Origin of the sequence: Sphingomonas panaciterrae (assembly GCF_036890205.1) — a bacterium.
In the GTDB taxonomy this organism is placed as follows: Bacteria; Pseudomonadota; Alphaproteobacteria; order Sphingomonadales; family Sphingomonadaceae; genus Sphingomonas; species Sphingomonas panaciterrae.
This window is the reverse complement of record NZ_JAKNQR010000001.1, coordinates 684,846-710,380: the sequence shown is the minus strand read 5'-3', so window position 1 is coordinate 710,380 and position 25,535 is coordinate 684,846. Positions and strand designations below refer to the sequence as shown.

General features: G+C 68.4%; 22 protein-coding genes and 1 pseudogene. 21 read left to right on the top strand and 2 right to left on the bottom strand.

Features of this window, described 5'->3' with window-relative positions; genetic code table 11:
- The first annotated feature begins 40 nt into the window (after positions 1-40).
- The 20 genes and pseudogenes from L8F96_RS03490 (at position 41) to L8F96_RS03395 (ending at position 22,809) form a co-directional block, all read left to right on the top strand.
- Positions 41-331 (top strand): hypothetical protein, encoded by a 291-nt coding sequence (locus L8F96_RS03490; protein WP_046409285.1) that lies wholly within the window; start codon positions 41-43, stop codon positions 329-331.
- 309 nt (positions 332-640) lie between these two features.
- Positions 641-1,144, top strand: a complete 504-nt coding sequence (locus L8F96_RS03485; RefSeq protein ID WP_046409342.1) for a division/cell wall cluster transcriptional repressor MraZ — start codon at positions 641-643, stop codon at positions 1,142-1,144.
- A gap of 35 nt (positions 1,145-1,179) precedes the next feature.
- Positions 1,180-2,131 (top strand): annotated as a pseudogene (rsmH, locus tag L8F96_RS03480) (16S rRNA (cytosine(1402)-N(4))-methyltransferase RsmH).
- Positions 2,128-2,823 carry a hypothetical protein gene (locus L8F96_RS03475; RefSeq protein ID WP_334655097.1) on the top strand — a complete coding sequence of 232 codons (696 nt, stop codon included), beginning with the start codon at positions 2,128-2,130 and terminating at the stop codon, positions 2,821-2,823. The pseudogene rsmH and the gene L8F96_RS03475 overlap by 4 nt, the downstream one beginning before the upstream one ends.
- Positions 2,820-4,544: a peptidoglycan D,D-transpeptidase FtsI family protein gene (locus tag L8F96_RS03470; protein WP_417158929.1), complete on the top strand. Its 1,725-nt coding sequence runs from the start codon at positions 2,820-2,822 to the stop codon at positions 4,542-4,544. Before L8F96_RS03475 ends, L8F96_RS03470 begins: the two co-directional genes overlap by 4 nt.
- Positions 4,541-5,962 carry a UDP-N-acetylmuramoyl-L-alanyl-D-glutamate--2,6-diaminopimelate ligase gene (locus L8F96_RS03465; protein ID WP_136450627.1) on the top strand — a complete coding sequence of 474 codons (1,422 nt, stop codon included), beginning with the start codon at positions 4,541-4,543 and terminating at the stop codon, positions 5,960-5,962. The genes L8F96_RS03470 and L8F96_RS03465 overlap by 4 nt, the downstream gene beginning before the upstream one ends.
- Positions 5,952-6,080 carry a hypothetical protein gene (locus L8F96_RS03460; RefSeq protein ID WP_269430567.1) on the top strand — a complete coding sequence of 43 codons (129 nt, stop codon included), beginning with the start codon at positions 5,952-5,954 and terminating at the stop codon, positions 6,078-6,080. The genes L8F96_RS03465 and L8F96_RS03460 overlap by 11 nt, the downstream gene beginning before the upstream one ends.
- Before the next feature lie 77 nt (positions 6,081-6,157).
- Positions 6,158-7,531, top strand: coding sequence for a UDP-N-acetylmuramoyl-tripeptide--D-alanyl-D-alanine ligase (locus L8F96_RS03455; protein ID WP_334655095.1), 1,374 nt, complete (start codon positions 6,158-6,160; stop codon positions 7,529-7,531).
- Entirely contained in the window at positions 7,531-8,601 is a 1,071-nt protein-coding gene (mraY, locus tag L8F96_RS03450; RefSeq protein WP_334655094.1) for a phospho-N-acetylmuramoyl-pentapeptide-transferase, read from the top strand. Before L8F96_RS03455 ends, mraY begins: the two co-directional genes overlap by 1 nt.
- On the top strand, positions 8,598-9,902 hold the full coding sequence (gene murD, locus L8F96_RS03445; protein ID WP_334655093.1) for a UDP-N-acetylmuramoyl-L-alanine--D-glutamate ligase: 1,305 nt from the start codon (positions 8,598-8,600) through the stop codon (positions 9,900-9,902). Before mraY ends, murD begins: the two co-directional genes overlap by 4 nt.
- Positions 9,899-11,125 (top strand): peptidoglycan glycosyltransferase FtsW, encoded by a 1,227-nt coding sequence (locus L8F96_RS03440; protein ID WP_417158928.1) that lies wholly within the window; start codon positions 9,899-9,901, stop codon positions 11,123-11,125. The genes murD and L8F96_RS03440 overlap by 4 nt, the downstream gene beginning before the upstream one ends.
- A complete protein-coding gene (gene murG, locus L8F96_RS03435) occupies positions 11,122-12,267 on the top strand; it encodes an undecaprenyldiphospho-muramoylpentapeptide beta-N-acetylglucosaminyltransferase (RefSeq protein WP_301090720.1) in 1,146 nt (381 codons plus the stop codon). Before L8F96_RS03440 ends, murG begins: the two co-directional genes overlap by 4 nt.
- A complete protein-coding gene (gene murC, locus L8F96_RS03430) occupies positions 12,264-13,682 on the top strand; it encodes a UDP-N-acetylmuramate--L-alanine ligase (RefSeq protein WP_334655092.1) in 1,419 nt (472 codons plus the stop codon). The genes murG and murC overlap by 4 nt, the downstream gene beginning before the upstream one ends.
- Before the next feature lie 5 nt (positions 13,683-13,687).
- Positions 13,688-14,617, top strand: coding sequence for a UDP-N-acetylmuramate dehydrogenase (gene murB, locus L8F96_RS03425; protein WP_334655627.1), 930 nt, complete (start codon positions 13,688-13,690; stop codon positions 14,615-14,617).
- Positions 14,584-15,579: a D-alanine--D-alanine ligase gene (locus L8F96_RS03420; RefSeq protein ID WP_334655090.1), complete on the top strand. Its 996-nt coding sequence runs from the start codon at positions 14,584-14,586 to the stop codon at positions 15,577-15,579. Before murB ends, L8F96_RS03420 begins: the two co-directional genes overlap by 34 nt.
- Positions 15,576-16,505, top strand: coding sequence for a cell division protein FtsQ/DivIB (locus L8F96_RS03415; RefSeq protein ID WP_334655089.1), 930 nt, complete (start codon positions 15,576-15,578; stop codon positions 16,503-16,505). The genes L8F96_RS03420 and L8F96_RS03415 overlap by 4 nt, the downstream gene beginning before the upstream one ends.
- Positions 16,506-16,556: 51 nt before the next feature.
- On the top strand, positions 16,557-17,816 hold the full coding sequence (gene ftsA, locus L8F96_RS03410; protein ID WP_046409295.1) for a cell division protein FtsA: 1,260 nt from the start codon (positions 16,557-16,559) through the stop codon (positions 17,814-17,816).
- 108 nt (positions 17,817-17,924) lie between these two features.
- A complete protein-coding gene (ftsZ, locus tag L8F96_RS03405; RefSeq protein ID WP_125945479.1) occupies positions 17,925-19,451 on the top strand; it encodes a cell division protein FtsZ in 1,527 nt (508 codons plus the stop codon).
- Between the two features lie 263 nt (positions 19,452-19,714).
- Positions 19,715-21,634, top strand: coding sequence for an SPOR domain-containing protein (locus L8F96_RS03400; protein WP_334655086.1), 1,920 nt, complete (start codon positions 19,715-19,717; stop codon positions 21,632-21,634).
- Entirely contained in the window at positions 21,631-22,809 is a 1,179-nt protein-coding gene (locus L8F96_RS03395) for a deoxyguanosinetriphosphate triphosphohydrolase (protein ID WP_145118401.1), read from the top strand. The genes L8F96_RS03400 and L8F96_RS03395 overlap by 4 nt, the downstream gene beginning before the upstream one ends.
- Positions 22,810-22,816: 7 nt before the next feature.
- Here the strand turns inward: L8F96_RS03395 and L8F96_RS03390 are convergent, their stop codons facing one another.
- Entirely contained in the window at positions 22,817-23,683 is an 867-nt protein-coding gene (locus L8F96_RS03390; RefSeq protein WP_046409299.1) for an ABC transporter permease, read from the bottom strand.
- A 69-nt stretch (positions 23,684-23,752) separates the two neighbouring features.
- Between L8F96_RS03390 and L8F96_RS03385 the strand changes: the two genes are divergently transcribed.
- Positions 23,753-24,478 (top strand): GcrA family cell cycle regulator, encoded by a 726-nt coding sequence (locus L8F96_RS03385; RefSeq protein ID WP_334655083.1) that lies wholly within the window; start codon positions 23,753-23,755, stop codon positions 24,476-24,478.
- A gap of 147 nt (positions 24,479-24,625) precedes the next feature.
- Here L8F96_RS03385 and L8F96_RS03380 read toward each other — a convergent pair whose 3' ends face one another.
- Complete coding sequence (locus tag L8F96_RS03380; protein WP_125945484.1) at positions 24,626-25,489, bottom strand: outer membrane protein; 864 nt, start codon at positions 25,487-25,489, stop codon at positions 24,626-24,628.
- Positions 25,490-25,535 lie beyond the last annotated feature (46 nt).

The window sequence follows — 25,535 nt, the reverse complement described above, 5'->3', positions numbered from 1 at the left end:
TCGACAAGCGCGCGACACGTCGTTAGAGTCGCGCGGTGAAATGAAGCGCGCTGTTCCCCCCAGCCAGGCGATGCAACGTGTCCGTGTCGGCATGGTTGGCCTCGCCGCCGTGGTCCTGTTGATCGGGCTGGCGAGTGCGCTCTTCAATGCTGCCTCGCGCGAACAACCGGTGGTCGCCCCGCCCCGCGTGGAGGAAGTCGCCAACGTCGCCGATCCCTCCAATGCCGCGGCTGCGACGCCGGCGGCCGAGGACAATGAGCCCCTCGCGCAGCTCGGCGTTGCACCGAGCGCGACCGAAACCAGCCGAGTCCCGGCGGAACAGCCCCAGTGATCCCGTCTTTTCCCGGGAAATCCGGGGAAACCCTCTTCGATCGTGCCGATTCTGGTCGGCTGCGCATGGTCGCGCCCGGAACGGGTCGGGAACATGCGAGCCGTTTGGCCTACCGGAGCCTCGTCTCCCCGCCAGAATAGGTTCTTTCCCCAATCTTCCCCGATTTTCCCTTCCCATCCCCAACGGTCGCTGGTACTTCATAAGCGACAGAGGGGCAGGACCGCTGTTGCTTGATTGAAAAGTAACAACCGATGACGGCTGGGCCGTTTTTCGGGGCGAGAACTCCTGCGCGCCTTGTGCGAGGTGGGCGTGTCGGAACGGGTGGATTATCTTGGGAAGGGGGTCGGTCTTGTCGATGACAAGGGCCGGGTCGCGATTCCCAACACCCTGCGCGCCGCTCTGGCCCAGAACGCGCCGCGTCCCGACGGCAAGGATGGTGGCACCGTCCTGGTCGGTGTGCACCCGGACTTCCCGTGCCTGATCGCGCATGACCGCGGCTATGTCGAACATGCCAAGAATCAGCTGATCCAGCGTCAGGCCGAATCCGGCATCCGCACGGGCTCGAAGGAATTCTACGCGCCGCGCATGCGGGGCGCCTCGGTCGAGCCGGTGCCCTTCGACGGCAGCGGCCGCTTCATCCTCCCGGCGGTCGAGCGGGAACTGGCCAACATCACCGACATCGCCTTTTTCCTGGGCGATTACGAAAGCTTCATGATCTGGGATCCGCGCACGCTCATCGCCCATGACGGCGTCGACGAGATGGCCAAGCGCCATGCGACGATCCTGTGCCGCGACAAGGGGATCACGCTGTGAGTTCCCGCCCCGACGCCGATGCACCGCATATCCCGGTGCTGCTCGACGAAGTTCTCGCCGCGCTTGCCCCCGAGCGCGGCGAGACCATGGTCGACGCCACCTTCGGTGCTGGTGGATACACCCGCGCGCTGCTTGGCGCTGGCGTGAAGGTCTATGCCTTTGATCGCGATCCTGACGCGATCGCCGCCGGCCGCGCGCTGGAGGCGGCGGAGCCTGGCCTGACGCTGGTGCCGGCGGAATTCTCGCGCCTCGATCGTGAGCTTGCGGCGCTCGGCGCGGTGCCGGTGGACGGCGTGACGATGGATATCGGCGTGTCCTCCATGCACCTCGACCAGGCGGAGCGCGGCTTTTCGTTCCAGCAGGACGGCCCGCTCGACATGCGCATGAGCCAGGAGGGCGAAAGCGCGGCCGATTTCCTGAACACGGCCGACGAGGAGGATATCGCCAACGTCCTGTGGCGCTATGGCGAGGAGCCGAAGTCCCGCCGCGTGGCGCGCGCCATCGTGGCGGCACGCCCGCTCGCGACCACCGGCGATCTCGCCCGCGTGGTGCGCAAGGCGCTCGGCCATCGCCCGCATGACAAAAAGGATCCCGCCACGCGCGCCTTCCAGGCGGTGCGGATCCACATCAATCGCGAGCTGGATGAGCTGGCGGCCGGGCTGGAAGCTGCCGAACGGGTGCTCGCACCGGGCGGGCGGCTCGCCGTGGTCAGCTTTCATTCGCTCGAGGATCGGATGATCAAGCGGTTCCTGCGTGAACGCAGCGGCGCGACGCCGGCGGGATCGCGCCATCGGCCCGCCGTCGCGGATGCGCGGCAGCCGACTTTTGAAATCGTGGGGCGCGCGGTGCGCGCCAGTGCGGCGGAGGTGGCGCGCAATCCGCGCGCGCTCCGCGACATTGCGGACGGCGCGGCGGACAGCTGCGCCGGTGTGGGGTGACCAGGGGCAGAATGCGGCGGGCGGGCTGCGCGTGGAGGAAAGTGAATGACGGCGTCCTATCGATTGAAGGGGCTGGGGTGGTTCAGCGGCGTGGTGATCGTCTCGCTGAGCTTCTACCTGGTGAGCCTCCAGGTGGCGGCAGAGCGGAAACGCCTGGCGCAGATCGACGCCAAGATCAGCGCGGCGGAGCGGGAGATCCGCTCGCTGGAGACGGAGTTCGACGTGCGCGCGAACCTCGCCCAACTTGAGCGGTGGAACGGCAACACGCTGGCGCTCGTCGCGCCGACCGCGTCGCAGTTCGTGAAGGACGAGGCGCAGCTGGCTGCGATCAGCTTCCGCCCCGGTGCCGCCATGCCTGGCGTCGCGAGCGGCGCGATCCAGACCGCGCAGCTCATCGTTCCCGCAAGCCCTGCCGAATTCGTTCCCGCCGTCGTGCCCAGCACCCCGGCCCCCGCCCAGTCAGCTGGCGTCCAGTCCGCCGCGTCGCAGCCTGCGACCGTGCAGGTTGCCGCCAAGAAGCCGGCGCCGCGCGCCACCACCGTCAAGGCATCGGCCACGGTGACCGAGCCGGTTTCCGCGCCGCGCCTCGCCAAGGTTTCGGTGACGCGCGCGACGGAGGAATCGTCCGGATCGCTGCGCAAGGCGCATGCCGTCGCGATGCTCGACCGGTCGCTGCTCAGCGACGCAACCTTGGGTGACCTGATGAGCGGCGCGCGCTCGGAGCGGGGTCGCCTGCGTTGAACACCATGGTCGCCCGCACGACGCGCCCCACGCGCGTCAGCGACCAGCGGCAGGCCCTGCTGGCTACGCAGCACATGCGCCTGATGGTGCTGTTGCTCCTGTTTGCGGCTGGCATCCTGCTCGTGATCGGGCGACTGGCGATGCTCGCCTTTGATGGCGGGCCGCGCCGTACCGCCGCGATCAGCACCACGCCGCGCGGCGACATCGTCGATCGCAACGGCCAGCAGCTCGCGCGCACCATCGACGCCTGGACGATCGGCGTCCATCCGCGCCGCCTGCTCGGCGACCGTAGCGAGATTGCGAAGCGGCTGGCGGATCTGATGCCCGACGTCGGCGACCAGCACCATTTCTACCGGCTGATCACGCGCGATGTGAACTTCACCTACCTCAACCGCCGCGCCTCGCCCGCGCTGGTGCAGGCGGTGAACGCGATCGGTGAGCCCGGAATCGTGTTCGATCGCGAGACGCAGCGTTTGTACCCGCAATCGACGATGGCCGCGCACGTGCTTGGCTATATCGGCACCACGAAGAACGATCCGACGGTCCACGGCCGCCTCGGCATGGAACGCGCGCTGGACGAGCGGCTGCTCAACCCGGCGCTCTCCGGCACGCCGGTCGCGCTCTCGATCGACAGCCGCGTCCAGGCCGCGATGGAAAGCGAGCTTGGTCAGTCGATGGCGAGCATGCAAGCGCGCGCCGCAGCCGGCGTCGTGCTCGATATTGATACCGGTGAAGTCATTGCCATGGTGTCGCTGCCGCTATTCAACCCCAATCGCGTCGGCATGGCCGGGATCGAGCAGCTGCGGAACACCGTGACGCAGAGCGTCTATGAGCTCGGCTCCGCCTTCAAGCCGATCGCCATGGCAACCGCGATCGACACCGGCGTCGTCACCGACATCTCGCGCCGCTTCGATGCGACTGCGCCGCTTCAGGTCGGCCGTTTCCGCATCAAGGACGATCACGCGCAGAACCGCTGGCTCAACATCCCTGAGACGCTGATTCACTCGTCCAACATCGCCACCGCGCGCATCGCCGACGAAATCGGTGCCGAGCGGATGCAGACGATGTTCCGCAAGCTCGGCTTCGATACCAAGCCCGATATCGAACTGATCGAAAAGGGCCGCCCGCTGTGGCCGCATTACTGGGCGCGCACGACGGTGATGACGACCGCCTATGGCCACGGCATCGCCGTCACCCCGCTCCATCTGGCGAACGCTTATGCGACCCTGGTCAACGGCGGCGTCTGGCGCCCGACGACCTTGCTGAAGGTGGAGCCGGGCAAGGCACCCAAGGGGCGGCGCGTGATCAGCGAGACGACCAGCGCGCGGATGCGCCAGCTGCTGCGCCTCATCGTCACTCACGGAACCGGCCGCAAGGCGGAGGCGCCGGGCTACCGCGTCGGCGGCAAGACCGGCACCGCTGAGGCGGCGGAAGGCGGCAGCTACGCCCGCAACCGCAACGTCTCCACCTTCGCCGCGGCTTTCCCGATGGATGCGCCGCGCTATGTCGTGCTGACCATGATGGACAGTCCGAAGCGCGTGGAGGCCAATCTGTTCCAGACCACCGCCGCCTATACCGCGGCACCGGTCGTCAGCCGCGTGATCAGCCGCACCGGCGCGATGCTGGGTGTCATCCCGGACGCGCAGCGCGACATCGACACGCGGGAGCTGCAGGCGATCCTCTGGCACGCCCCGGGTGACAAGAAGGCGCAGGCGGAATGAGGCTGGGCGAACTCACCGGCGGCACCGAGACTGCGATCGTCACCGGCTTCGCGATCGATCACCGAAAGGTCGCGCCGGGCACGATCTTCGGTGCGTTCCAGGGCGCGCGGGTGAATGGCGAGGATTTCATCCCCGCCGCGATTACCTCCGGCGCGATTGCGGTCGTCGCCCGGCACGAGGCGGTGGTGGAGGGGGCGGTTCATATCGCCGACGACAATCCCCGCGCCCGCTTCGCCGCCTTGGCGGCGCGCTTCTTCGCGCCCTTTCCCGAGATCAACGTCGCCGTCACCGGCACCAACGGCAAGACCTCGACGGTCGAACTGACGCGGCAGCTGTGGCGCATGGCCGGACATCATGCCGCCTCGATCGGCACGCTCGGCGTCACCACGGCCGGCGATCAGGTGTCGACCGGCCTGACCACGCCTGACGTCGTCACCTTCCTCTCCAACGTCGCCGGCCTGGCGCGAGAGGGTGTGACGCATCTCGCCTTCGAGGCGTCGAGCCACGGCCTTGAGCAATATCGCACCGAAGGCCTGCGAGTCTCCGCCGCCGCCTTCACCAACCTGTCGCGCGACCATCTCGACTATCACGGCGACATGGCGGCCTATTTCACCGCCAAGCTGCGCCTGTTCTCCGAGGTGCTGGCGCCTGACGGCACCGCCGTCGTCTGGGTCGATGATCCGCACGCGGAGCGTGTCGTCGATCTCGCACGCCAGCGCCGCAACCGCCTCATCACCGTGGGCGAGCATGGCGACGACCTGCGCCTCGTCAGCCGCGATCCGACCTTGCTGGGGCAGGGGCTGGTCATCGCCGCAGGCGGGCAGGAACATCGCGTCACCCTGCCGCTGATCGGCGCGTACCAGGCCGCCAACGCACTGGTCGCTGCCGGCCTGGTGATCGCGACGGGCGGCGATATCGCCACAACCATTGCCGGCCTCGGCCGGTTGCAGCCTGTGCGCGGGCGGTTGGAGCGCGCCGTGATCTCGCCCGCCGGTGCGCCTGTCTATGTCGATTACGCCCACACCCCCGATGCGCTGGAGGCGGCCATCGCTGCGCTGCGCCCGCATGTCACCGGGCGTCTGATCCTCGTGTTCGGCGCCGGCGGCGATCGCGATCAGGGCAAGCGCGAGCCGATGGGCGAAATCGCCGCCGCACACGCCGACGTGGTGATCGTGACCGACGACAATCCACGCAGCGAGGACCCGGCCGCGATCCGGGCAGACGTTCTGAAGGGTGCGCCGGGCGCGATCGAACAGGGCGATCGCCGCAGCGCCATTCGCCAGGCGATCGCCATGGCGACGGCGGAGGACATCGTCCTCATCGCCGGAAAGGGACATGAGCAGGGGCAGATCGTCGGTGATCTCGTCCTGCCATTCGACGACGTGACTGTAGCCAGGGAGGTAGCCGGTGAAGCGTAAGTTCGTGGTTCCGTCCAAGCCTGTTGTTGCCGAGGGTGCACAGCCGCCGCGGGAACGACGAAAGCTCGGGGTCCGCTACGAACTCGTCACCGGCGACACCGTCAGCGGGCTGCGTTGACGCGCGCTTTTCCCCGTCAGGCACGCGGCCCGCGCGATCTCCGCGCGACCGGCGCAATCCCGGTGGTATAGGGCCGCATGGACTCTCTTTGGACCTCTGAAGAAATCGCCGCCGCGACCGGCGGCGTCGCTGGGACGGGCTTCGCCGCAGGCGGCATCGCGTTCAATTCGCGCGAAGTCGGCCCCGGCGATCTCTTCGTTGCCCTAGCTGGCGAAGCCACCGACGGGCATCGCTTTCTCGATCAGGCGTTCGCGCAAGGCGCCGCCGGCGCGATCGTCTCCGCCGACACCGATCATCCGCATGTCCGCGTCCCCGACACCTTCGCCGCGCTGGAGGATCTGGCGCGCGCCGCCCGTGCCCGCACCGCGGCGCGGGTGATCGGCGTCACTGGCTCGGTGGGCAAGACCTCGACGAAGGAGGCGCTGTTCGCGGCGCTCGACCGCGGCGATCCGGGTGAGGCGCATCGCTCGGTCAAAAGCTACAACAACCATACCGGCGTGCCGCTCAGCCTTGCTCGGATGCCGGCCGCCAGCCGCTTCGCCGTGCTCGAAATGGGGATGAACCATCCCGGTGAGCTGGCGCATCTCACCACGTTGGTCCGCCCGCATGTCGCGCTGGTGACCACCATTGCCCCCGCCCATACCGAATTCTTCCCCGACGAAAGCGCCATCGCCGACGCCAAGGGGGAGATTTTCCAGGGGCTGGAGCCCGGCGGTGTCGCGATCGTGCCCTATGACAGCCCGCACCGCGAGCGGCTGATCGCCGCCGCGCGGCCCTATGCCGGCCGGATCGTCACCTTCGGCACCGATCGGCAGGCCGATGTGCACCCGATCGAGACGATGACGCTACGCACCGGCGGCACCTTCGTCACCGCAAAGGTCGGCGATCGCGAACTCAGCTTCACCATCGGCCAGCCCGGCGCGCATTGGGTGTCCAACGCGCTGGCCGTGCTCGCCGCGGTCGATGCGGCGGGCGGGGATCTCGGGCTCGCCGGACTTGCGCTCGCCGAACTCGGCGGCTTGCCGGGGCGGGGCGCGCGGCTGCTCGCGCCGGTTGACGGGGGTGAGGCGATCGTGATCGACGAAAGCTACAACGCCAATCCCGCCTCCATGGCCGCGACGCTGTCGGTGCTCGCCGGTGAGGCCGGGCGCCACGTCGCAATATTGGGCGAAATGCGCGAACTCGGCGCCGGCTCACCGGGGTACCATCAGGCGCTCGCGGACCCGATCGAGGCGGCGCGCGTCGAAATGGCGCTGCTGGTCGGCGAAGCGATGGCGCCGCTCGCACAAGCGCTTGAGGGACGGGTAAAAGTCGTCCATGTGCCCACCGCCGCGGCGGCGCTGGAGGTTCTTCCCGGAATGCTCGCGCCGGGCGACGCGGTACTCGTCAAGGGATCGAACGGAGTCGGGCTGTCGCGGGTTGTCGCGGCACTCGCCGGGGGCATGGCATAGTGTTGTACTGGATCGCCGAGCAGCTCGGATTCCCGGGTGTTCTCAACCTCATCCGCTATCTGTCGTTCCGCACCGGCGGCGCGATTGCGACGGCGCTGTTCATCGGCCTGATCATCGGCCCGCGCTTCATTGGCTGGCTCCGCGTCCGCCAGGGCAAGGGGCAGCCGATCCGCGCCGACGGCCCGCAGACTCACCTGGCAAAGCGCGGCACGCCCACCATGGGCGGGCTGATGATCCTCACCAGTCTTGCGCTGTCGATCCTGATCTGGATGGACCTGCGCAACCCGTTCGTCTGGGCGTGCCTGTTCGTGACGCTGGGCTTCGGTGCGATCGGCTTCCTCGATGATTACGACAAGGTGCGAAAGGCGAGCACCGCGGGCGTGCCCGGGCGCGTCCGCCTGCTGCTCGAATTCGTCATCGCCGGCATTGCGGCTTGGATCATCAGCTACGAAAACGGGACCCAGCTGTTCCTGCCGTTCACCAACGGGCTGTATCTGGACCTCGGCTGGTTCTTCCCCGTCTTTGCCGCTTTCACCATCGTCGCCTTCGGCAATGCGGTGAACCTGACCGATGGGCTCGACGGGCTGGCCACCATGCCGGTCATCATCGCCTCGGTCGCGTTCATGCTGATCGTCTACCTCGTCGGCAACGTGAAGTTCGCCGACTATCTCGGCATCCCGCATGTCGCGCGTGCCGGCGACCTCGCGATCTTTTGCGGCGCGATGATCGGCGCCGGCCTCGCCTTCCTCTGGTATAACGCACCCCCGGCGGCGGTCTTCATGGGCGACACGGGCAGTCTCGCGCTGGGCGGCGCGCTCGGCACCATCGCCGTGGTCGCGCATCACGAGATCGTGCTCGGCATCATCGGCGGCCTCTTCGTCGTCGAGGCGATGAGCGTCATCATCCAGGTGTTCTGGTACAAGCGGACCGGCAAGCGCGTGTTCCGCATGGCGCCGATCCACCACCATTTCGAACAGCTCGGCTGGAGCGAGCCGACGGTCGTGATCCGCTTCTGGATCATCAGCCTCGTGCTGGCGCTTGCCGGCCTTTCGACGTTGAAGCTGCGGTGATCGTCTCGACCGCCTGGGCTGGCAAACGCTACGCCGTGCTGGGGCTCGCCCGCTCCGGCCTCGCCACCGTTCGCGCCCTCGCTGCGGCGGGGGCCTTTGTCGTTGCGTGGGACCAGGACGCGGCTGCGCGCGCGAAGGCAGAGGCGATCGACGGCGTCATCGTCCATGACATCGCCGCGCTCGACCTCACCGGTGCCGCGGGCCTCGTCGTCTCCCCCGGCGTCCCGCTCAACACGCATCCGATTGCCGCACAGGCGCGCGCGACCGGAGTCCCGATCATCGGCGACATCGAACTGTTCGCCGAGGCGCGCGCCGAATTGCCCGCGCACAAGGTCGTCGGCATCACCGGCACCAACGGCAAGTCGACCACGACGGCGCTGGTCGCGCACATCCTCGATGTCGCTAACCTGCCGGTGACGATGGGCGGCAACATCGGCCTCCCGATCCTTGGTCAGACCCCGCTCGCGCCGAACGATCGCGGCGCCGGCGTCTATGTGCTCGAACTATCAAGCTACCAGATCGATCTGACGACCAGCCTCGACTGCGACGTCGCGGTGCTGCTCAACATCACCCCCGACCACCTCGACCGCTACGCCGATTTCGACGGCTATGCCGCGTCGAAGGCACGGCTTTTCGCGATGCAGTCGCCGGATCATGAGGCAGTCATCGGCATCGGCGACACGCCCTCGGCGCAGATCGCCCGTTCGCTCTCGGCCCGCGGTGAGCATCTGACCAAGATTGCGCCCGGCGTGTGCATGGATCGGTCCCGCTGGCCTTCGCTTCAGGGCCCGCACAACGCCCAGAACGCGCTCGCGGCCATCGCCGTCGCACAGGCGCTCGGCGTGGACGAGGCGACGATCGACCGCGCCTTGGAAAGCTTCCGCGGCTTGCCCCACCGGATGGAGCGGCTTGGCGAGGTAAACGGCGTCTCCTTCGTCAACGACAGCAAGGCGACCAACCCCGAAAGCGCCGCGCCCGCGCTGGCTGCGTTCAACCGCGTCCACTGGATCGTCGGCGGCAAGGGCAAGGGCGATGATCTCGACGCCTGCCTGCCGCACCTCGGCCATGTCGTGCGCGCCTACACGATCGGCGCGTCCGGCCCGGTCTTCGCCCGCGCGCTCGATGGCAAGGTGGAGGTCGAGCAGGCCGAAACGCTGGAACAGGCGGTCGTCAGCGCCGCGCGTCAGGCGCAGCCCGGCGACACGGTGCTCCTGTCGCCGGCCGCTGCTTCCTTTGACCAGTTCCGCGATTACGAACATCGCGGCCAGGCATTTCGCGAAGCGGTGGAGGGGCTGTCTTGACCGATCTGGCGACCAAGCAGGGGCTACGCGGCCGCTTGAAGGAGCGCGGTGGACGCGGCGATCGCTCGCCGCTCGGCACGTGGTTCTGGGATACCGACCGGGTGCTTCTGCTGCTCACCTTTGCGCTGATTGCGGTCGGCCTGCTGTCGGTCGCCGCCGCTTCGCCTGCCACGGCGATGCGCTATTCGGGTGAAGCGCTGAAGATCCCGCCGCTTTATTACTTCTGGCGCCAGGTCATGTGGGTGCTGGTCTCGCTGCCGGTGCTGATCGGCATCTCGATGCTGCCGGTCCATGTCGCGCGGCGCGGCGCCCTCGTCGGCGCGGCGGCGTTCGGCGTCATGCTGCTGCTGGTTCTCATCCCGGGGATCGGGGTCGAGGTGAACGGCGCGAAGCGCTGGCTCGGCGTCGGCTTCGCGCAATTCCAGCCGTCGGAGTTCCTGAAGCCCTGCTTCATCGTCACCGTCGCCTGGCTCCTGTCGCTGCGCACCAAGGAGGAGGGGCTGCCGCTCACCGGGATCACCTTCGGCATGACCGCGCTGGTCGGCGCGCTGCTGATGCTTCAGCCCGATTTCGGCCAGACGATGGTCTTCGGCCTCGTCTGGATGACGCTGCTGATCATCGCTGGGACCCCGACGAAGACGCTCGCCGCCTTCATCGCCATGGCGCCGCTCGGCGTCGGCGCGGCGTACATGTTCTACGGCACGGCGCGCACCCGGATCGACAGCTTCCTGTTCCGCGATCCCAACGAGGCGGAGGGCGCGCATTTCCAGACCGACGCCGCGCACCGCACGCTCACCTCGGGCGGCTGGACCGGCACTGGGCCGGGCGCCGGCACGTCCAAGTTCGGCCTTCCGGAGGCGCACACCGACTACATCTTCTCGGTCATCGGAGAGGAATTCGGCCTCATCGCCTGCATGGTGATCGCGATCCTGTTCCTCGCCATCGTCGCGCGCGTTTTCGTGAAGATGCTGGACGAGCAGGACAGTTTCAAACTGCTCGCCGCGTCCGGCCTCGCCACGCAGTTCGGCCTTCAGGCTTTGATCTCGATGGCGGTGAATACCGGCCTTGCGCCGTCCAAGGGGATGACCTTGCCCTTTATCAGTTATGGTGGTTCGTCGATGATCGCGCTGTCGATCGGCATGGGATTGCTGCTCACCTTCACCCGTCGCAACCCGTTCCTGCTGCGCAGTCCCTATGTGGCGCGCTGGGGGAGTGCGGCATGACCCGGCCCAAGCAGTTCGTTCTCGCCGCCGGCGGCACCGGCGGGCACATGGTCCCCGCCGCCGCGCTGGCTGAGGAGCTGATGCGCCGCGGCCATCGTGTCGCGCTGGTCAGCGACGACCGCGGCGTTCGCTTCCCCGGCCTATTCGAGGATGTGCAGACCCATGTCCTTCCCGCTGGCCGCATCGCCGGTGGCCCGCTCGGCTGGGCGAAGGCCGCGCGCCAGATGTGGCGCGGCCGCGCCATGGCACGCCAGCTCTATCGCACCTTCAAGCCGGCGGCGGTGATCGGCTTCGGCGGCTATCCCGCCTTCCCGGCGCTGGCCGCCGCCTTTGCGGAGAAGATCCCGACCGCGGTGCATGAGCAGAATGCAGTGCTCGGCCGCGTCAATCGTCTCGTCGCCCCCCGCGTCGACGCCATTGCGACGTCCTATGCCCAGACCGAACGCCTGAAGCCGAAGTTCGAGGCCAAGGCGCACCATATCGGCAATCCGGTGCGCGACAGCGTGCTGGCGCTGCGTACGCAGCCCTATCCGCTGCTCGAGGAGGACGGGATCTTCCGCCTGCTCGTCACTGGCGGATCGCAAGGAGCTAGCGTCCTGTCGAAGGTCGTGCCCGAGGGGCTGGCCATGCTGCCGATCGCTTTCCGCCGCCGGCTTCAGGTGACGCACCAAGCGCGCATCGAGGATATCGACGCCGCCCGCGCCAAATATGCCGAGCTGGAGATTGCGGCCGATCTCGCCACCTATCTGCCCGATCTGCCGGAGCAGCTCGGCTGGGCGCATCTGGTAATCGCGCGCGCTGGCGCCTCCACCATCTCGGAGCTGACCGCCGCTGGCCGCCCCGCGATCCTGGTGCCGCTGCCCGGCGCGACCGACGATCACCAGACGGCGAACGCGCGCGAGATCACGGCGGCCGGCGGCGCCCGCACGATCCCGCAGAGCGCCTTCACCCCGGCCGAGCTTGCCAAGCAGATGCAGAAGCTAGGGCTGGATCCGACCGCGCTCGAAAACGCCGCCGCGCGCGCCAAGGCCTGCGGAAAGCCGCACGCCGCGCGTGATCTGGCGGATCTGGTGGAAAGTCTGGACGCACCCCGTGCACCGGTGCCGGTGGGTGTGGCTCAGCCGAAGGAGGCATTTGCGTGAAGGGCGTCGCTACGGACATCGGAACGATCCATTTCGTCGGCATAGGCGGGATCGGCATGTCCGGCATCGCAGAGGTGATGCACAACCTGGGCTATACCGTGCAGGGTTCGGACGTGGCCGAGGGCTATGTGATCGAGGGCCTGCGCGACCGCGGGATCAAGGTCACGATCGGCCATGATGCGGCCAATGTCGATGGCGTCGCCGTCGTGGTCACCTCGACCGCGGTGAAGCGCGGCAATCCGGAGGTGGAGGCTGCGCTCAGCCAGCGTATCCCGGTCGTCCGGCGCGCGGAAATGCTCGCCGAACTGATGCGGCTCAAGTCGACCGTCGCGGTCGCCGGCACGCATGGCAAGACGACGACCACCTCGATGGTCGCCGCGCTGCTCGACGCGGGCGGGGTCGACCCCACCGTCATCAACGGCGGCATCATCAACAGCTACGGCTCGAACGCGCGGCTCGGCGACAGCGACTGGATGGTGGTCGAGGCGGATGAAAGCGACGGCAGCTTCCTGCGGCTCGACGGCACGATCGCGGTGGTGACCAACATCGATCCCGAGCATCTCGACCATTACGGCAGCTTCGACCGGGCGAAGGACGCCTATGTCGAGTTCGTCGAGAACGTGCCCTTCTACGGCGCGGCCTTGCTGTGCCTCGATCACCCTGAGGTGCAGGCGCTGATCCCGCGCGTGCGCGATCGCCGCATCGTGACCTACGGCTTCGCGGCCAGCGCCGATGTGCGCGGCGTCAACGTCGCGCCCTATCCCGGTGGTAACCGGTTCGAGGCGATCATCCGCCATCGTGACGGCACGACCCGCTCGATCGAGGGCATCGACCTCCCAATGCCCGGCCGCCACAACGTCCAGAACGCGCTCGCCGCGATCGGCGTCGCGCTGGAACTCGGCATCGACGATGCGACGATCCAGAAGGGGTTCGAGAAGTTCAACGGTGTGAAGCGCCGCTTCACCAAGGTCGGCGAGGTCTCGTTCGCGGACGGCGGCACCGCTGCGGTGATCGACGATTACGGCCACCACCCGGTGGAAATTCGCGCCGTCCTCGCCGCCGCGCGTGAATCCGCGCAAGGCCGCGTCATCGCCGTCGTGCAGCCGCACCGTTATTCGCGCCTCGGCAATCTGATGGACGAGTTCCAGGGGGCGTTCAACGATGCCGACGCCGTCTATGTGACCCCGGTCTATGCCGCGGGCGAGGCGCCGGTGCCGGGCGTCGATGCCGAGGCGCTGGTCAGCGGACTGCGCCATCGCGGCCACCGGGCCGCGGCCATGGTGGCGGATGCCGATGCACTCGCCACCGCGCTCGCTGCGGAGGTGCGACCCGGTGACCAGATCGTCTGCCTGGGCGCTGGCGACATCACGAAATGGGCCGCCGGCCTCGCGCCTACGATCGAGGCACGGCGGTGAGCGCGATGGTCGAAACCACGTCCGCAGCCGGCACCGAATACACCGCGACCACGCGCGCGCCAGTGCAGAGCCGCCTGACGCAGAACGCGCCTCTCGCACCGCTCGTCTGGTTCAAGTCGGGCGGCCCGGCCGAATGGCTGCTCGAACCGGCGACGGTCGATGATCTGGCGAAGTTCCTCGCCAACCTCGACCCCGCCGTGCCGGTGATGCCGCTCGGCCTCGGCTCGAACCTGATCGTTCGCGACGGCGGCGTGCCCGGCGTGGTCGTCCGCCTCGGCAAGCCCTTTGCAAAGGTCGAGGTGATCGACACGACGACGCTGCGCTGCGGCGGCGGCGCCAGCGGCATCCTCGTCTCCTCCACCGCCCGCGACGCCGGGATCGCGGGCGTCGAGTTCCTGCGCTCGATCCCCGGCACCGTCGGCGGCTTCGTGCGCATGAACGGCGGGGCCTATGGCCGCGAGACGGCCGACATCCTCGTCGAATGCGACGTCGTGCTGCGCTCCGGCGAGCTGGTTACGCTGCCTGCCGCCGACCTCCACTACAGCTATCGCCATTCGGAACTGCCCGACGGCGCGATCGTGGTCAGCGCCACCTTCCGTGGCCAGCCGGGCGATCCCGCCGCGATCCAGGAGGAAATGGACCGTATCGCTGCCAGCCGCGAGGCCTCGCAGCCGCTGCGTTCCAAGACCGGCGGTTCGACCTTCAAGAACCCGCCGGGTCACAAGGCCTGGGCGCTGGTCGACGAGGCCGGCTGTCGTGGCCTTCGCCGCGGCGACGCGCAGGTCAGCGAGAAGCACACCAACTTCCTGCTCAACCTTGGGCAGGCAACCAGCGCCGATATCGAGGCGCTGGGCGAAGACGTGCGGCGGCGGGTGAAGGAGAAGAGCGGCGTGACCCTCGAATGGGAAATCCAGCGCGTGGGGGTGGCATCGTGAGCCAACTGCATATCGCCGTGCTGATGGGCGGCTGGTCCGCCGAGCGTGAGGTATCGCTGATGTCGGGCAACGGCATCGCCGACGCGCTTGAATTGCTCGGCCACCGCGTCACCCGCATCGACATGGACCGCAACGTCGCCGCGCGACTGGCGGAGGCGGCGCCCGACCTTGTCTTCAACGCGCTCCACGGCTCACCGGGCGAGGACGGCTCGATCCAGGGCCTGATGGACATCATGGGGCTGCGCTACACCCACAGCGGGCTCGCCACCTCCGTCATCGCGATCGACAAGGTGCTGACCAAGCAGGCGCTGGTGCCGCAGGGCGTGCCCATGCCCGGCGGCCGTATCGTCACCAGCGAGGATCTGTACACCGCTGATCCGCTGCCGCGCCCCTATGTGCTGAAGCCGGTCAACGAAGGCTCCTCGGTCGGCGTCGCGATCGTCACCGATGGCGGCAATTACGGTCACCCGATCAGCCGCGAGGCGATGGGCCCGTGGCAGGAGTTCGACCAGCTCCTGGCCGAGCCCTATGTCCGCGGCCGCGAGCTCACCACCGCCGTGCTCGGCGACAAGGCGCTCGGCGTGACCGAGCTTCGCCCGAAGTCCGGCTGGTACGATTACGACGCCAAATATACCGAGGGGATGACCGAGCACATCTTCCCCGCGCCGGTGCCTGACGAGATCACCGAGGCGTGCAAGGCGCTCGCCCTTCGCGCGCACGAGCTGCTGGGCTGCAAGGGCTGCAGCCGCGCCGATTTCCGCTGGGATGACGAGCGCGGCGTCGAGGGGCTGTTCCTGTTGGAGGTGAACACCCAGCCGGGCATGACCCCGCTCAGCCTGGTGCCCGAACAGGCGCGCCATCTCGGCATCAGCTACCCCGAACTCGTCCAGGCGATCGTCGACGAGGCGATGAAGGATGGCGCGATGAAGGATGGCGCGACGACGGAAGAGGGGACGCCATGAGCCGCTCGATCACCCGCGGCGCGCCGCAGCGTCGGCCGACCGTCCGTCGCGGTCCCCCGAAGAAGTCGCTCGGCGACCGGCTGATCGCTGCCCTGCCGCTGAGCGAGGCGGCGCTTCGCCGCGCGGTGACGTGGTCGATCCTCGGTCTTGGGGGCGCCGCCGCGCTCGCCACCGCGTCATGGTTCGGCGTGCCGGCCGCGATTGGCGCCGCGGTCGCCGACAGCACCGGGCGCCTTGGCCTCAACGTTGAGGGTGTCGACATCACCGGCATCAAGCGGATGAACCGCGAAACGGTCTACGCCGTCGCGCTTGAGGATCAGCCCAAGGCGATGCTGCGCGTCGACCTGAACCTGATCCGTGAGCGGCTGCTCGCCTATGGCTGGATCGCCGACGCTTATGTCGCGCGCCGGCTGCCCGATCGCCTGCTGATCCATATCGTCGAGCGGGAGCCCGCGGCGATCTGGCAGAATGGCGGCCAGCTGACGCTGATCGATGCGAAGGGCGTCCCGCTGGAGCCGGTCGATCGCAACCGGATGCCCGATCTGCCGCTGGTGATCGGCCCGGGCGCCGATCGGCAGGAGGCGAATTATCAGCGCCTGCTCGCGGCTGCCCCAGCGCTCAAGCCGCGGATCAAGGCGGCAAGCTGGGTCGGCAATCGCCGCTGGGATTTGACCTTCGATACCGGCGAGACGCTGGCGCTGCCGCAGGAGGGCGCCGCCGCCGCACTGGTCAAGTTCGCGGAGCTGGACGGCGCGCGGTCGCTGCTGGGCAAGGGCTGGCTGCGCTTCGACATGCGCGACCCGGCGAAGCTGGTGGCGCGAAAGCCGGGGACCGACATGGAGCAGGCGGTGCCGGAATCGGGCACCGGGGCGGCCGCCGGACCCTCCATCCAGAGCGCGCGACTGGAACGCATCGACGAAGTCTAAGGCACGGGTAATAGGGCCACATTCTCGGGGCAGGGAACAGGGGTACAGGGCATGGCGAAAGCGGCACCGGAAGGCATCATCACCGCGCTCGATATCGGCACGTCAAAGGTGTCCGCGATGATCGCCCAGCGTGGCGACGGCGGCGAACTGGTCGTGCTGGGCACTGGCCAGCGCGAATCAAAGGGCGTGAAGCGCGGCTATATCGCCGACATGGCACTGACCGAGGTGGCCGTGCGCGAGGCGGTGGCGCAGGCGGAGCGGATCGCCGGCTTCAACATCGAGAATGTCTGGGCGGGTTTCTCCGCCGGCGGGCTCGTCAGCGATGAGGCGTTCATCGAGGTCGAGCTGAACGGCCACCGCATCGAGCAGCAGGATATCGACGCGCTTTTGCAGGAAGGTCGCTCGGCGATCGACCCGCAGGGCCGCATGGTGCTTCATGCGCAGCCGGCGCTCTACACGCTCGATGGCCTGACCGGCGTGAAGAAGCCGCTCGGCCTCCATGCCGATCGGCTCGGCGTCCACATCCACGTCATCGCGGCGGATGGCTCGCCGGTGCGCAACCTCGACCTCACCGTCCGCTCGGCGCATCTCGAGGTGAAGTCGATCATCGCATCCCCGGTCGCTACCGGGCTCGCCTGCCTCAGTGAGGAGGAGCGCGATCTCGGCGTCGCGCTGGTGGAGATCGGCGCGGGCATGACCAATGTGTCGCTGTTCGCGGGCGGGATGCTGGTCGGCCTGAAGTCGATTCCGGTCGGCGCGTGCGACATCACCGACGATATCGCCTCTGCCTTTGGCACGTCGCGCAGCCAGGCGGAGCGGATGAAATGCTTCCATGGTTCGGCCAATGCATCGCCGCGCGACAATCACGAGATGATCGCGATTCGTCCCGGCCGTGCCGATGACGATACCGATCCGCTGCAGATCACGAAGGCGGCGCTGATCTCGGTCATCCGCACGCGGCTCGAACATCTCATCAACGAGGTGCAGGCCGCGCTGAAGGAACTGAAGTTCGAAGGCCCCGTCGGCCGTCAGGTGGTGCTGACGGGCGGCGGCGCAGAGCTGAAGGGCATTGCCGATTACGCGCAGCAGGTGCTCGGGCGCACGGTGCGCGTCGGCCGGCCGCGCGGGCTGGTCGGCCTGCCCGATGCGCATGGTGGACCGGGTTTCGCGACGCTCGCCGGACTGGCATTCTTTGCCGCATCCGATCCTGTCGACCTGCGTGGCCTCGTGCCGCAACAGCAGATGGTCGTGCGGCAAAAGGGGCTCGGCGCGCTGAAGCGTTTGTTCCAGGCGGCGAAGGCGAATTATTGATCGCCCCGCGCCGCTTTTCGGCTGGCACGCGGCGACGTTGTGTTGCACTAAGATTAATGGCGATGACGGGCCAGTGTTTGGTGCCCGAACTGACGGAGTAAATTGGCGATGGGCATCGAATTCATTGCACCCGACGTGGACGAGCTCACCCCGAAGATCGCCGTGATCGGCGTCGGCGGTGCTGGTGGCAACGCGATTGCCAACATGATGCGGGCGGACGTGCAGGGCGTCGAGTTTCTCGTCGCGAACACCGACGCGCAGGCGCTGAAGCAGTCGATCGCACCGCAAAAGATCCAGCTGGGTGCCAAGATCACCCAGGGTCTTGGCGCGGGCAGCCGGCCGGAGATCGGCCGTGCCGCGGCCGAGGAAACGATCGAGCAGGTCGCCAAGCTGCTCGAGGGCGCGCACATGTGCTTCATCGCTGCCGGCATGGGCGGCGGTACGGGCACCGGCGCCGCACCGGTCATCGCCAAGGCTGCGCGCGACATGGGCATCCTGACCGTGGGCGTCGTGACCAAGCCGTTCGCCTTTGAAGGCAAGCGTCGCGGCAAGTCGGCCGACCAGGGCATCGAGGAACTGCAGAAGTTCGTCGACACGCTGATCGTCATCCCGAACCAGAATCTGTTCCTGATCGCCAACGCCAACACCACCTTCAAGCAGGCGTTCGAGCTTGCCGACGAGGTGTTGCAGCAGGGCGTTCGCGGCATCACCGACCTCATGGTCATGCCCGGCCTCATCAACCTCGACTTCGCCGACGTCCGCTCGGTGATGCAGGAGATGGGCAAGGCGATGATGGGTACGGGCGAGGCGGAAGGCGACGACCGCGCGCTGGTCGCCGCGCAGAAGGCGATTGCCAACCCGCTGCTCGACGGCGTGTCGATGCAGGGCGCGAAGGGCGTCATCATCTCGATCACCGGCGGCGAGGACATGCGCCTGCTCGAGGTGGACGAGGCGGCGAACCACATCCGCGAGCTGGTCGATCCCGAAGCCAACATCATCTGGGGTTCGGCGTTCAATCCGGAGCTCGAAGGCCGCATCCGCGTGTCGGTCGTCGCTACCGGGATCGAGGCTGTGCAGCAGGCCGAAACGCCGGAGGCGGAGCCCGCTCGCGCGTTCAGCTTCTCCGCGCCGCGTCGGATCGAAACGCCCGCGCCGACGGCAACCGCTGCGCCTGCCGCGCCTGCGCCCGCCGCCCCGGCCGCTGCTCCTGTCCAGTCGCCGGCGCCGCAGCCCACCGGTGCTGCTGCCGGTGCGATGTCGGGCGGCGTGCCCACGCCGGGCGCAACGCCGGCGGTCGAGCCGTCCCCGGCTGCTCGCGCCGTCGAGCAGGAGGCGTCGGACGAACTGCTGCTCGGCAGTGACACCGTCGTGCCGGCTCCGGCCGCTCCGACGGCGGCGCCTGCGCAGCCGCGCGTGTTCGGCGATGACGAGCCGGCCGCTGCGCCGCGCCGTCGCTGGCTCTCCGGCGGCAACGAAGCCGCTGACGAGGTTCCGCCCCAGCCGCGCGTGAAGCTTGGCGGCACCTTGTTCGAGCGGATGCAGAACGCCTCGCGTGGCACGCCGCGCGCGGAGGATGCGGAATCGAAGGATCAGGTCGACATCCCGCGCTTCCTGCACCGCCAGAACAACCAGTAACGAACCAAAGCTCCGGGCGGCCGGCATTCGTCGGCCGCCCCGTGCGTCCTGGCGCGGCAGGTAAGGGGACTCATTGCCCGTTCATCCCGCTTCGTCTCTAACGCAATCAGCTCATGTCTTTTTCTCGCCCCCTGATTCTTGCCGCGGCCCTCGCTGGCTCGCCTCAGGCGCTCGCCCAGGCCGCGCCGGGGCAGATGGTGCAAAGCCTCCCCGGTCAGATGGCCCCGCGGCCGACACCGGACGCTGATGCGCTTGCGGATGCGATGCGCCGGCTCGGTGCCAATCCGCGCGATCTCAGCTCGCTGATCACCGCCGGGGAGCTTTCGCTGAAGCTCGGCGACGTCAATGCCGCCGCCTCGCTGTTCAAGCGCGCAGAGAACGTCGATCCGATGAACGGCCGCGTGAAGGCCGGCATGGCGCGGATCTTGGTGACGCAGCAGCGTCCCGGCGAGGCGCTGCGCTATTTCGACCAGGCGGTCGGCTATGGCCTCAGCCCGGCGACCTTCGCCGGCGACCGTGGTCTCGCCTACGATCTGATCGGCGAACAGGAACGCGCCCAGCGCGACTATCGCGTCGCACTGAAAGCATCGCCGGACGAGGAGGTGCAGCGCCGCTACGCGCTCTCGCTCGGCATCAGCGGCCGCCGCAAGGAGGCACTCGACGCCATCGACGCACAGCTGCGCCACAACGATCGCAGTGCTTGGCGGGTGCGCGCCTTCATCCTCGCCATGACTGGCGACGTGCCGGGTGCGCAGAAGATCGCCAGCACCATGATGCCGCGCGGCATGGGCGCCGCGCTGTCGCCATTCTTCTCCCGGCTTGAGGCTTTGTCGCCGGTCGATCGCGCCTTTGCGGTCCATTTCGGCGAATTGCGCGCGACGCCCCAGCGGCTGGCTGACGCGCGTATGGCCCCCGCGCTCCCGCCGCTGGCACCCGAAGCGCGCCCGCCGGTCCAGGTCGCCGCCGCGACTCCCGCGCCGGCTACCACTGCGCCGGTAGACGCCCGCACCAAGCGCCGCCTCGCGCGCGAAGAGGCGAAGCGTGCGCGCGAACTCGCCCTGGCGCAGCAGCGTCAGCGTGCCGCAGACGCGCGCGCCGCCCGTTCACGGCCCCGCCAAACCCCGGCGCCGGCCGTGGTCATTGCGAGCCGCCAGCAGGCCAACCCCGCCCGGGGAACGGCCGATACGCTCCAGCCGCCCCGCTACGCCGGCGTAGAATTCGCCGCGCCCAAGCCGGTGGTTCAGGACCTCGGCCGCGCCGCGACCACCGCTCCCGCCATCAGCCAGCCGGCTCCGGCGCCAACCACTTTGGCAACGCCAACGCCGGCACCCACTTCGGTTGCGACCACCACCCCGGCATATACCCCTGCGCCAGCGCGCCCGGCCTATGTGCCGCCCCGCACTCAGGTCGCGACCACGCCGCCGACGACCACGCCGGCGCCGTCGCTGCCGCGTACCCCTGCACCCACCTCCGTGGCGCCGACCGCCGCGACCCCGCCGGCCCGCAGCGTCGACACGGCCGACGCCGCGCCGATCCCGGCACGTCCCGCGGTCAGCGAGGATACGATCCTCGCCCGGATCATGGCCGGCATCACCATTCCCGGCGCGGAGCTCGGCGTCGCCCCGGTGCGTCCGCCCGAGCCGCCGCGGCCCGCCCCCGCGCCCGTGAGCGAAGCCGCCACGCCGCCGCAGGCTCCAGCGCCGACCACCACGGCGCCTGCGCCGTCGCCCAGGCCAGCGGCAACCCCGAAGCCGGAGCCCAAGCCGACCCCGGCGGCAAAGGAACCGCCCGCGCCCGATCCCAAGAAGCTCGCGGCAGAGCGCAAGGCGGCCGCCGCGAAGAAGCTGGCCGACGCAAAGAAGGCGGAAGAGGCCAAGAAGGCAGCCGAGGAAGCAAAGGCCGCCAAGGCAGAACCGTCGCGCATCTGGGTTCAGGTCGCTGGCGGCGCCAATAAGGATGACCTGCCCAAGGCCTGGGCCGCGGCGCAGAAGAAGGCCGACGCGCTCAAGGGCAAGACCGCCTATACCACGCCGCTGCGCTTCACCAATCGCGTGGTGACCGGTCCGTTCAAGACCGATGCGGAGGCGCGCGAGTTCATCAATACCCTCGCCAAGCAGGGGGTGTCCGCCTTCGCCTTCACCAGCGAGAAGGGCCAGAAGATGACGAGGCTTCCCGCCAAGTGACAATGCTTGCGCCATGGGCATCGCACCCGGCGCACAGCAGAGGCCGCCTTCACAAAGAACAAAGCAAGTCCGGCGGTGCCGGCGAGCGCGGCCCGCGTGACGATTACCAGCGTGATCGCGACCGCATCGTCCACTCGATCGCCTTCCGCCGCCTGCGCCACAAGACCCAGGTGTTCCTCGCCCCGGATGGCGACCATTTCCGCGTCCGGCTGACCCACAGCCTGGAGGTGGCGCAGATCGGACGCACCATCGCCCGCGCGCTGGGCCTGAACGAGGATCTGACCGAGGCGCTGTGCCTCGCGCATGACATCGGTCATCCGCCCTTCGGCCACGCCGGCGAGGATGCGCTGAAGACGGCGATGGCGGACGCCGGCGGCTTCGATCACAACGGCCATACGTTGCGCACGCTGATGCGGATCGAGCGTGCCTATCCGCGCTTCGATGGCCTCAACCTCACCTGGGACACGCTGGAGGGGCTGGCCAAGCACAATGGCCCCGCACGTCATCCGGGATGGGCGCTGCGGCAGGCGGATGAGGAGGCGCAGCTCGAACTGGATACCTATGCCAGTCTCGAGGCGCAGGTCGCCGCGCTCGCCGACGACATTGCTTATGACAATCACGACATCGACGATGGGCTGCGCGCCGGACTGTTGTGCGTCGACCAGCTGCTCGCCGTGCCGCTGGTCGCGTCCGGTTGGGATCGCGTCCGTTCGCTCTTCCCCGACGTCAGTGAGCGGCGGCAGGCCCGCGAGCTCGTCCGCAGTCAGATCGGCGTGATGGTCAATGATCTCATCGCCGAGACAAAGGCACGCATCGCGGCGTCCGGCGTTGAAAGCGTCGATGATGTCCGGGCCGCGGGGAGGGCGCTGGTCGCCTTCTCCGATCAGATGCGCATTGCGGAACGCGACCTGAAGCGGTTCATGTACGCCAACCTCTATCATCATCCGCGACAACTGGAGGCGGCCGACGCCGCGCACCGGATCGTGGCCGGGCTGTTTGCCGCGTTCCGCGCCGATCCCGCGCTGTTGCCGGACGAGTGGCGCAGCACGCTGCCCGCCGACGAACCCGGCCTCAGCCGCCACATTGCCGATTACATCGCCGGGATGACCGATCGCTATGCGGTGCGCGAATATACCCGCGTGATCGGCCCGATCGACATGCCCGAGGGCTTCTGACCGGCGCCTAGTTCTTCAGCCGCCACCCACGCCGCAGCAGGGTGTAGCAGATGAGGCCAAGCACGATGTCGAGCGCCAGAATCACGGCGCTGCCCAGCGCGACGGGGGAGTCGGCGATCCCCAGGAACCCGTAGCGGAAGCCCGAGATGATGTAGAAGAACGGATTGGCGTGGCTGATCGCCTGGAACACCGGCGACAGGCGATCGACCGAATAGAAGGTGCCCGACAGCAGCGTCAGCGGCGCGACCACGAAGTTGGTCACCGCCGCGGCATGATCGAACTTCTCCGCCCAGATCGACGTCAGCACGCCGATCAGCGCGAGGAACACCGATCCCAGCAGCCCGAACCACAGCACCGCCAGCGGATGCGCCGGCATGACATGGACGCCGGGCCACAGCGACATCGCCAGCCAGACGGTCAGGCCGACGAGGAAGGCGCGCGTCACCGCGCCCCCGGTCAGCGCGGTCAGCAGCTCGGCGGTCGACAGCGGCGGCATCAGGTAATCGACGATCGTGCCCTGGATTTTGCCCACCAGCAGCGAGAAGCTGGCGTTGGCGAAGGCGTTATTGAGCATCCCCATCACGATCAGCCCGGGCGCGACGAAATCGGCGAAGGCAACGGTCGAGCCGCCGACGTGCACTTCGCTCCGCCCGCCCAGCGCGACGGTGAAAATGACCAGATACAGAAGCGTGGTGATCGCCGGCGCCCAGACCGTTTGCAGCTGGACCTTGAAGAACCGCCGCACCTCCTTCACATATAAGGTCTTCAGGCCACCCCAGTTCACGTTGCGGATTGACGGAACACCGGGTGCGCTCCTGATCAAGGAACGGTGATGGTCGGCGGACGTCCGGCCAAGTGGGGGGTGGCTGCTCATCGCGTGTTCGCGTAGTCGCTGCCGCCGCCCGCTGCAACCGGCGCAAGAAGTGAAGGAACGACAAGACCGATGTCCTGGACCGAGGAACGGATCGATACGCTGCGCAAGATGTGGGAAGGCGGCCAGACGGCCAGCCAGATCGCAGAGGCGCTGGGCGGGGTCAGCCGCAATGCCGTGATCGGCAAGGCGCACCGTCTGGGTTTGCAATCCCGTCCGTCGCCGGTCGTGTCGAAGGACGCGGAGGCGAAGGCTGCCGCTGCTGCCGCCGCCGCGACGCCGGCGCCCGCGCCCGAGCCGGTGGTCGCTGCGCCGCCGCCACCTCCCGCGCCGCCGCCACCTGCTCCCCCGCCGGCGCCCGCACCGCGCGCGGCCTCGCCGACCCCGGCGGTGACTCAGGTGTCCGCGCCCAAGCCGATCACCATCACCACCCCGCTCGAGCCGGAGCGGTCGCCCGAATCCATGCGCATGGTCCGCTCGGTCGGTCCCGGCGGCTTCGTGCGGCAGGCCCCCGGTGAGCAGCAGGCACCCAGCACCCCGGCACCGCCGCGCCGCCTGGTTCCGGCCAAGCCGTCGCCGGAGATTGCCGGCAAGACCAGCCTGCTCGATCTCAGCGACAAGGTCTGCAAATGGCCGCTCGGCCATCCGGGTGAGCCGGACTTCCACTTCTGCGGTGAGAAGGTGAACCCCGGCTTCCCCTATTGCGTCGAACATTGCGGCCACGCCTATCAGGCGCAGCTCCCGCGCCGCGATCGCCGCGCCGCGCCGCTGCCCTTCGGTGGCCCGCGGATGCGCTGAGCACGCGCTCAGGCAAATAGAAAAGGGCCGCGGCGAGGATGCTCGCCGCGGCCCTTTTCTTTGTCTCCGATCTGCCGTTCGCCCGTCACGGGGATGGCAGACCCTGGATGACCGGGCGAACTCCCCGCCCGGTCACCGCAGTGCCGCTTAGAAGCGGTAGGCCGCCGTCGCGCGGATCGAGTGCCAGCGGAACTTGTCGTCGCTGCGACGGAAGTCGGTGCCGCTGCCATTCACCAGCAGGAACGGATTGCTCGCCGCGGTGTCGCCAGCGTTGCCGGCGCGGACGCGGTAATCGTCGTCCTTGTACTGGTGGTACATGTACTCAAGGCCGAGCGAGACGTTGTTGGCGACCTTCTGCTCGATGCCGCCACCGCCGGTGATGCCCCAGTGGTTGCGCTTGCCCGATTCGGAGAAGCCGTTCACTGCATTGGTGGTGGAGAACTCACGGTCGATGCGGGCATAGCCCGGACCGAAGGTGCCGTAGAACAGCGTGCGGTTGTTCGGCGTGTAGCCGACGCGGCCGCGGATCGACGCTTCCCAGTCGATCGAGCGGGTCATGACGTAGGAGGCCGGCGTGCTGGAGAAGGCCGACACGCTGTCGGTGATCTCGCTCTTGCCGAACTCACCGACTGCACCGAGGACCAGCCCGCCGCGCTGATAGTCATAGCCGATGCGGCCATAATAGGCCCAGCCGTCCTTGTCCTTGGCACAGGCCGCGGGCGAGGTCGGGTTCGTCGGCGAAGTGCCGGCCAGCGCGCGGCCGTTGCAGAAGCCGCCAACCGGCGGTGCGAAGGCGTTGGCGCCAGCGGCGGTGTTCACCGCATCGCCGAAGCGGCCATCGAGATTGGTGTCGAACAGGATCGAGGAGCCACGATCGTTCGGCTGGACATCATAGCCGCCGGCTGCGCCAATATAGACGCCGGAGAAGCCATCTTCGTCGGCCGTCTGCGCGGAGGCGATCGACGGAGCGACCAAAGCGGCGGCAATGCCCGCGAGGAACAAGGACTTCATACGCAACCCTTTCGTTACTTACACAACAAACACATGCGGAGGCCCG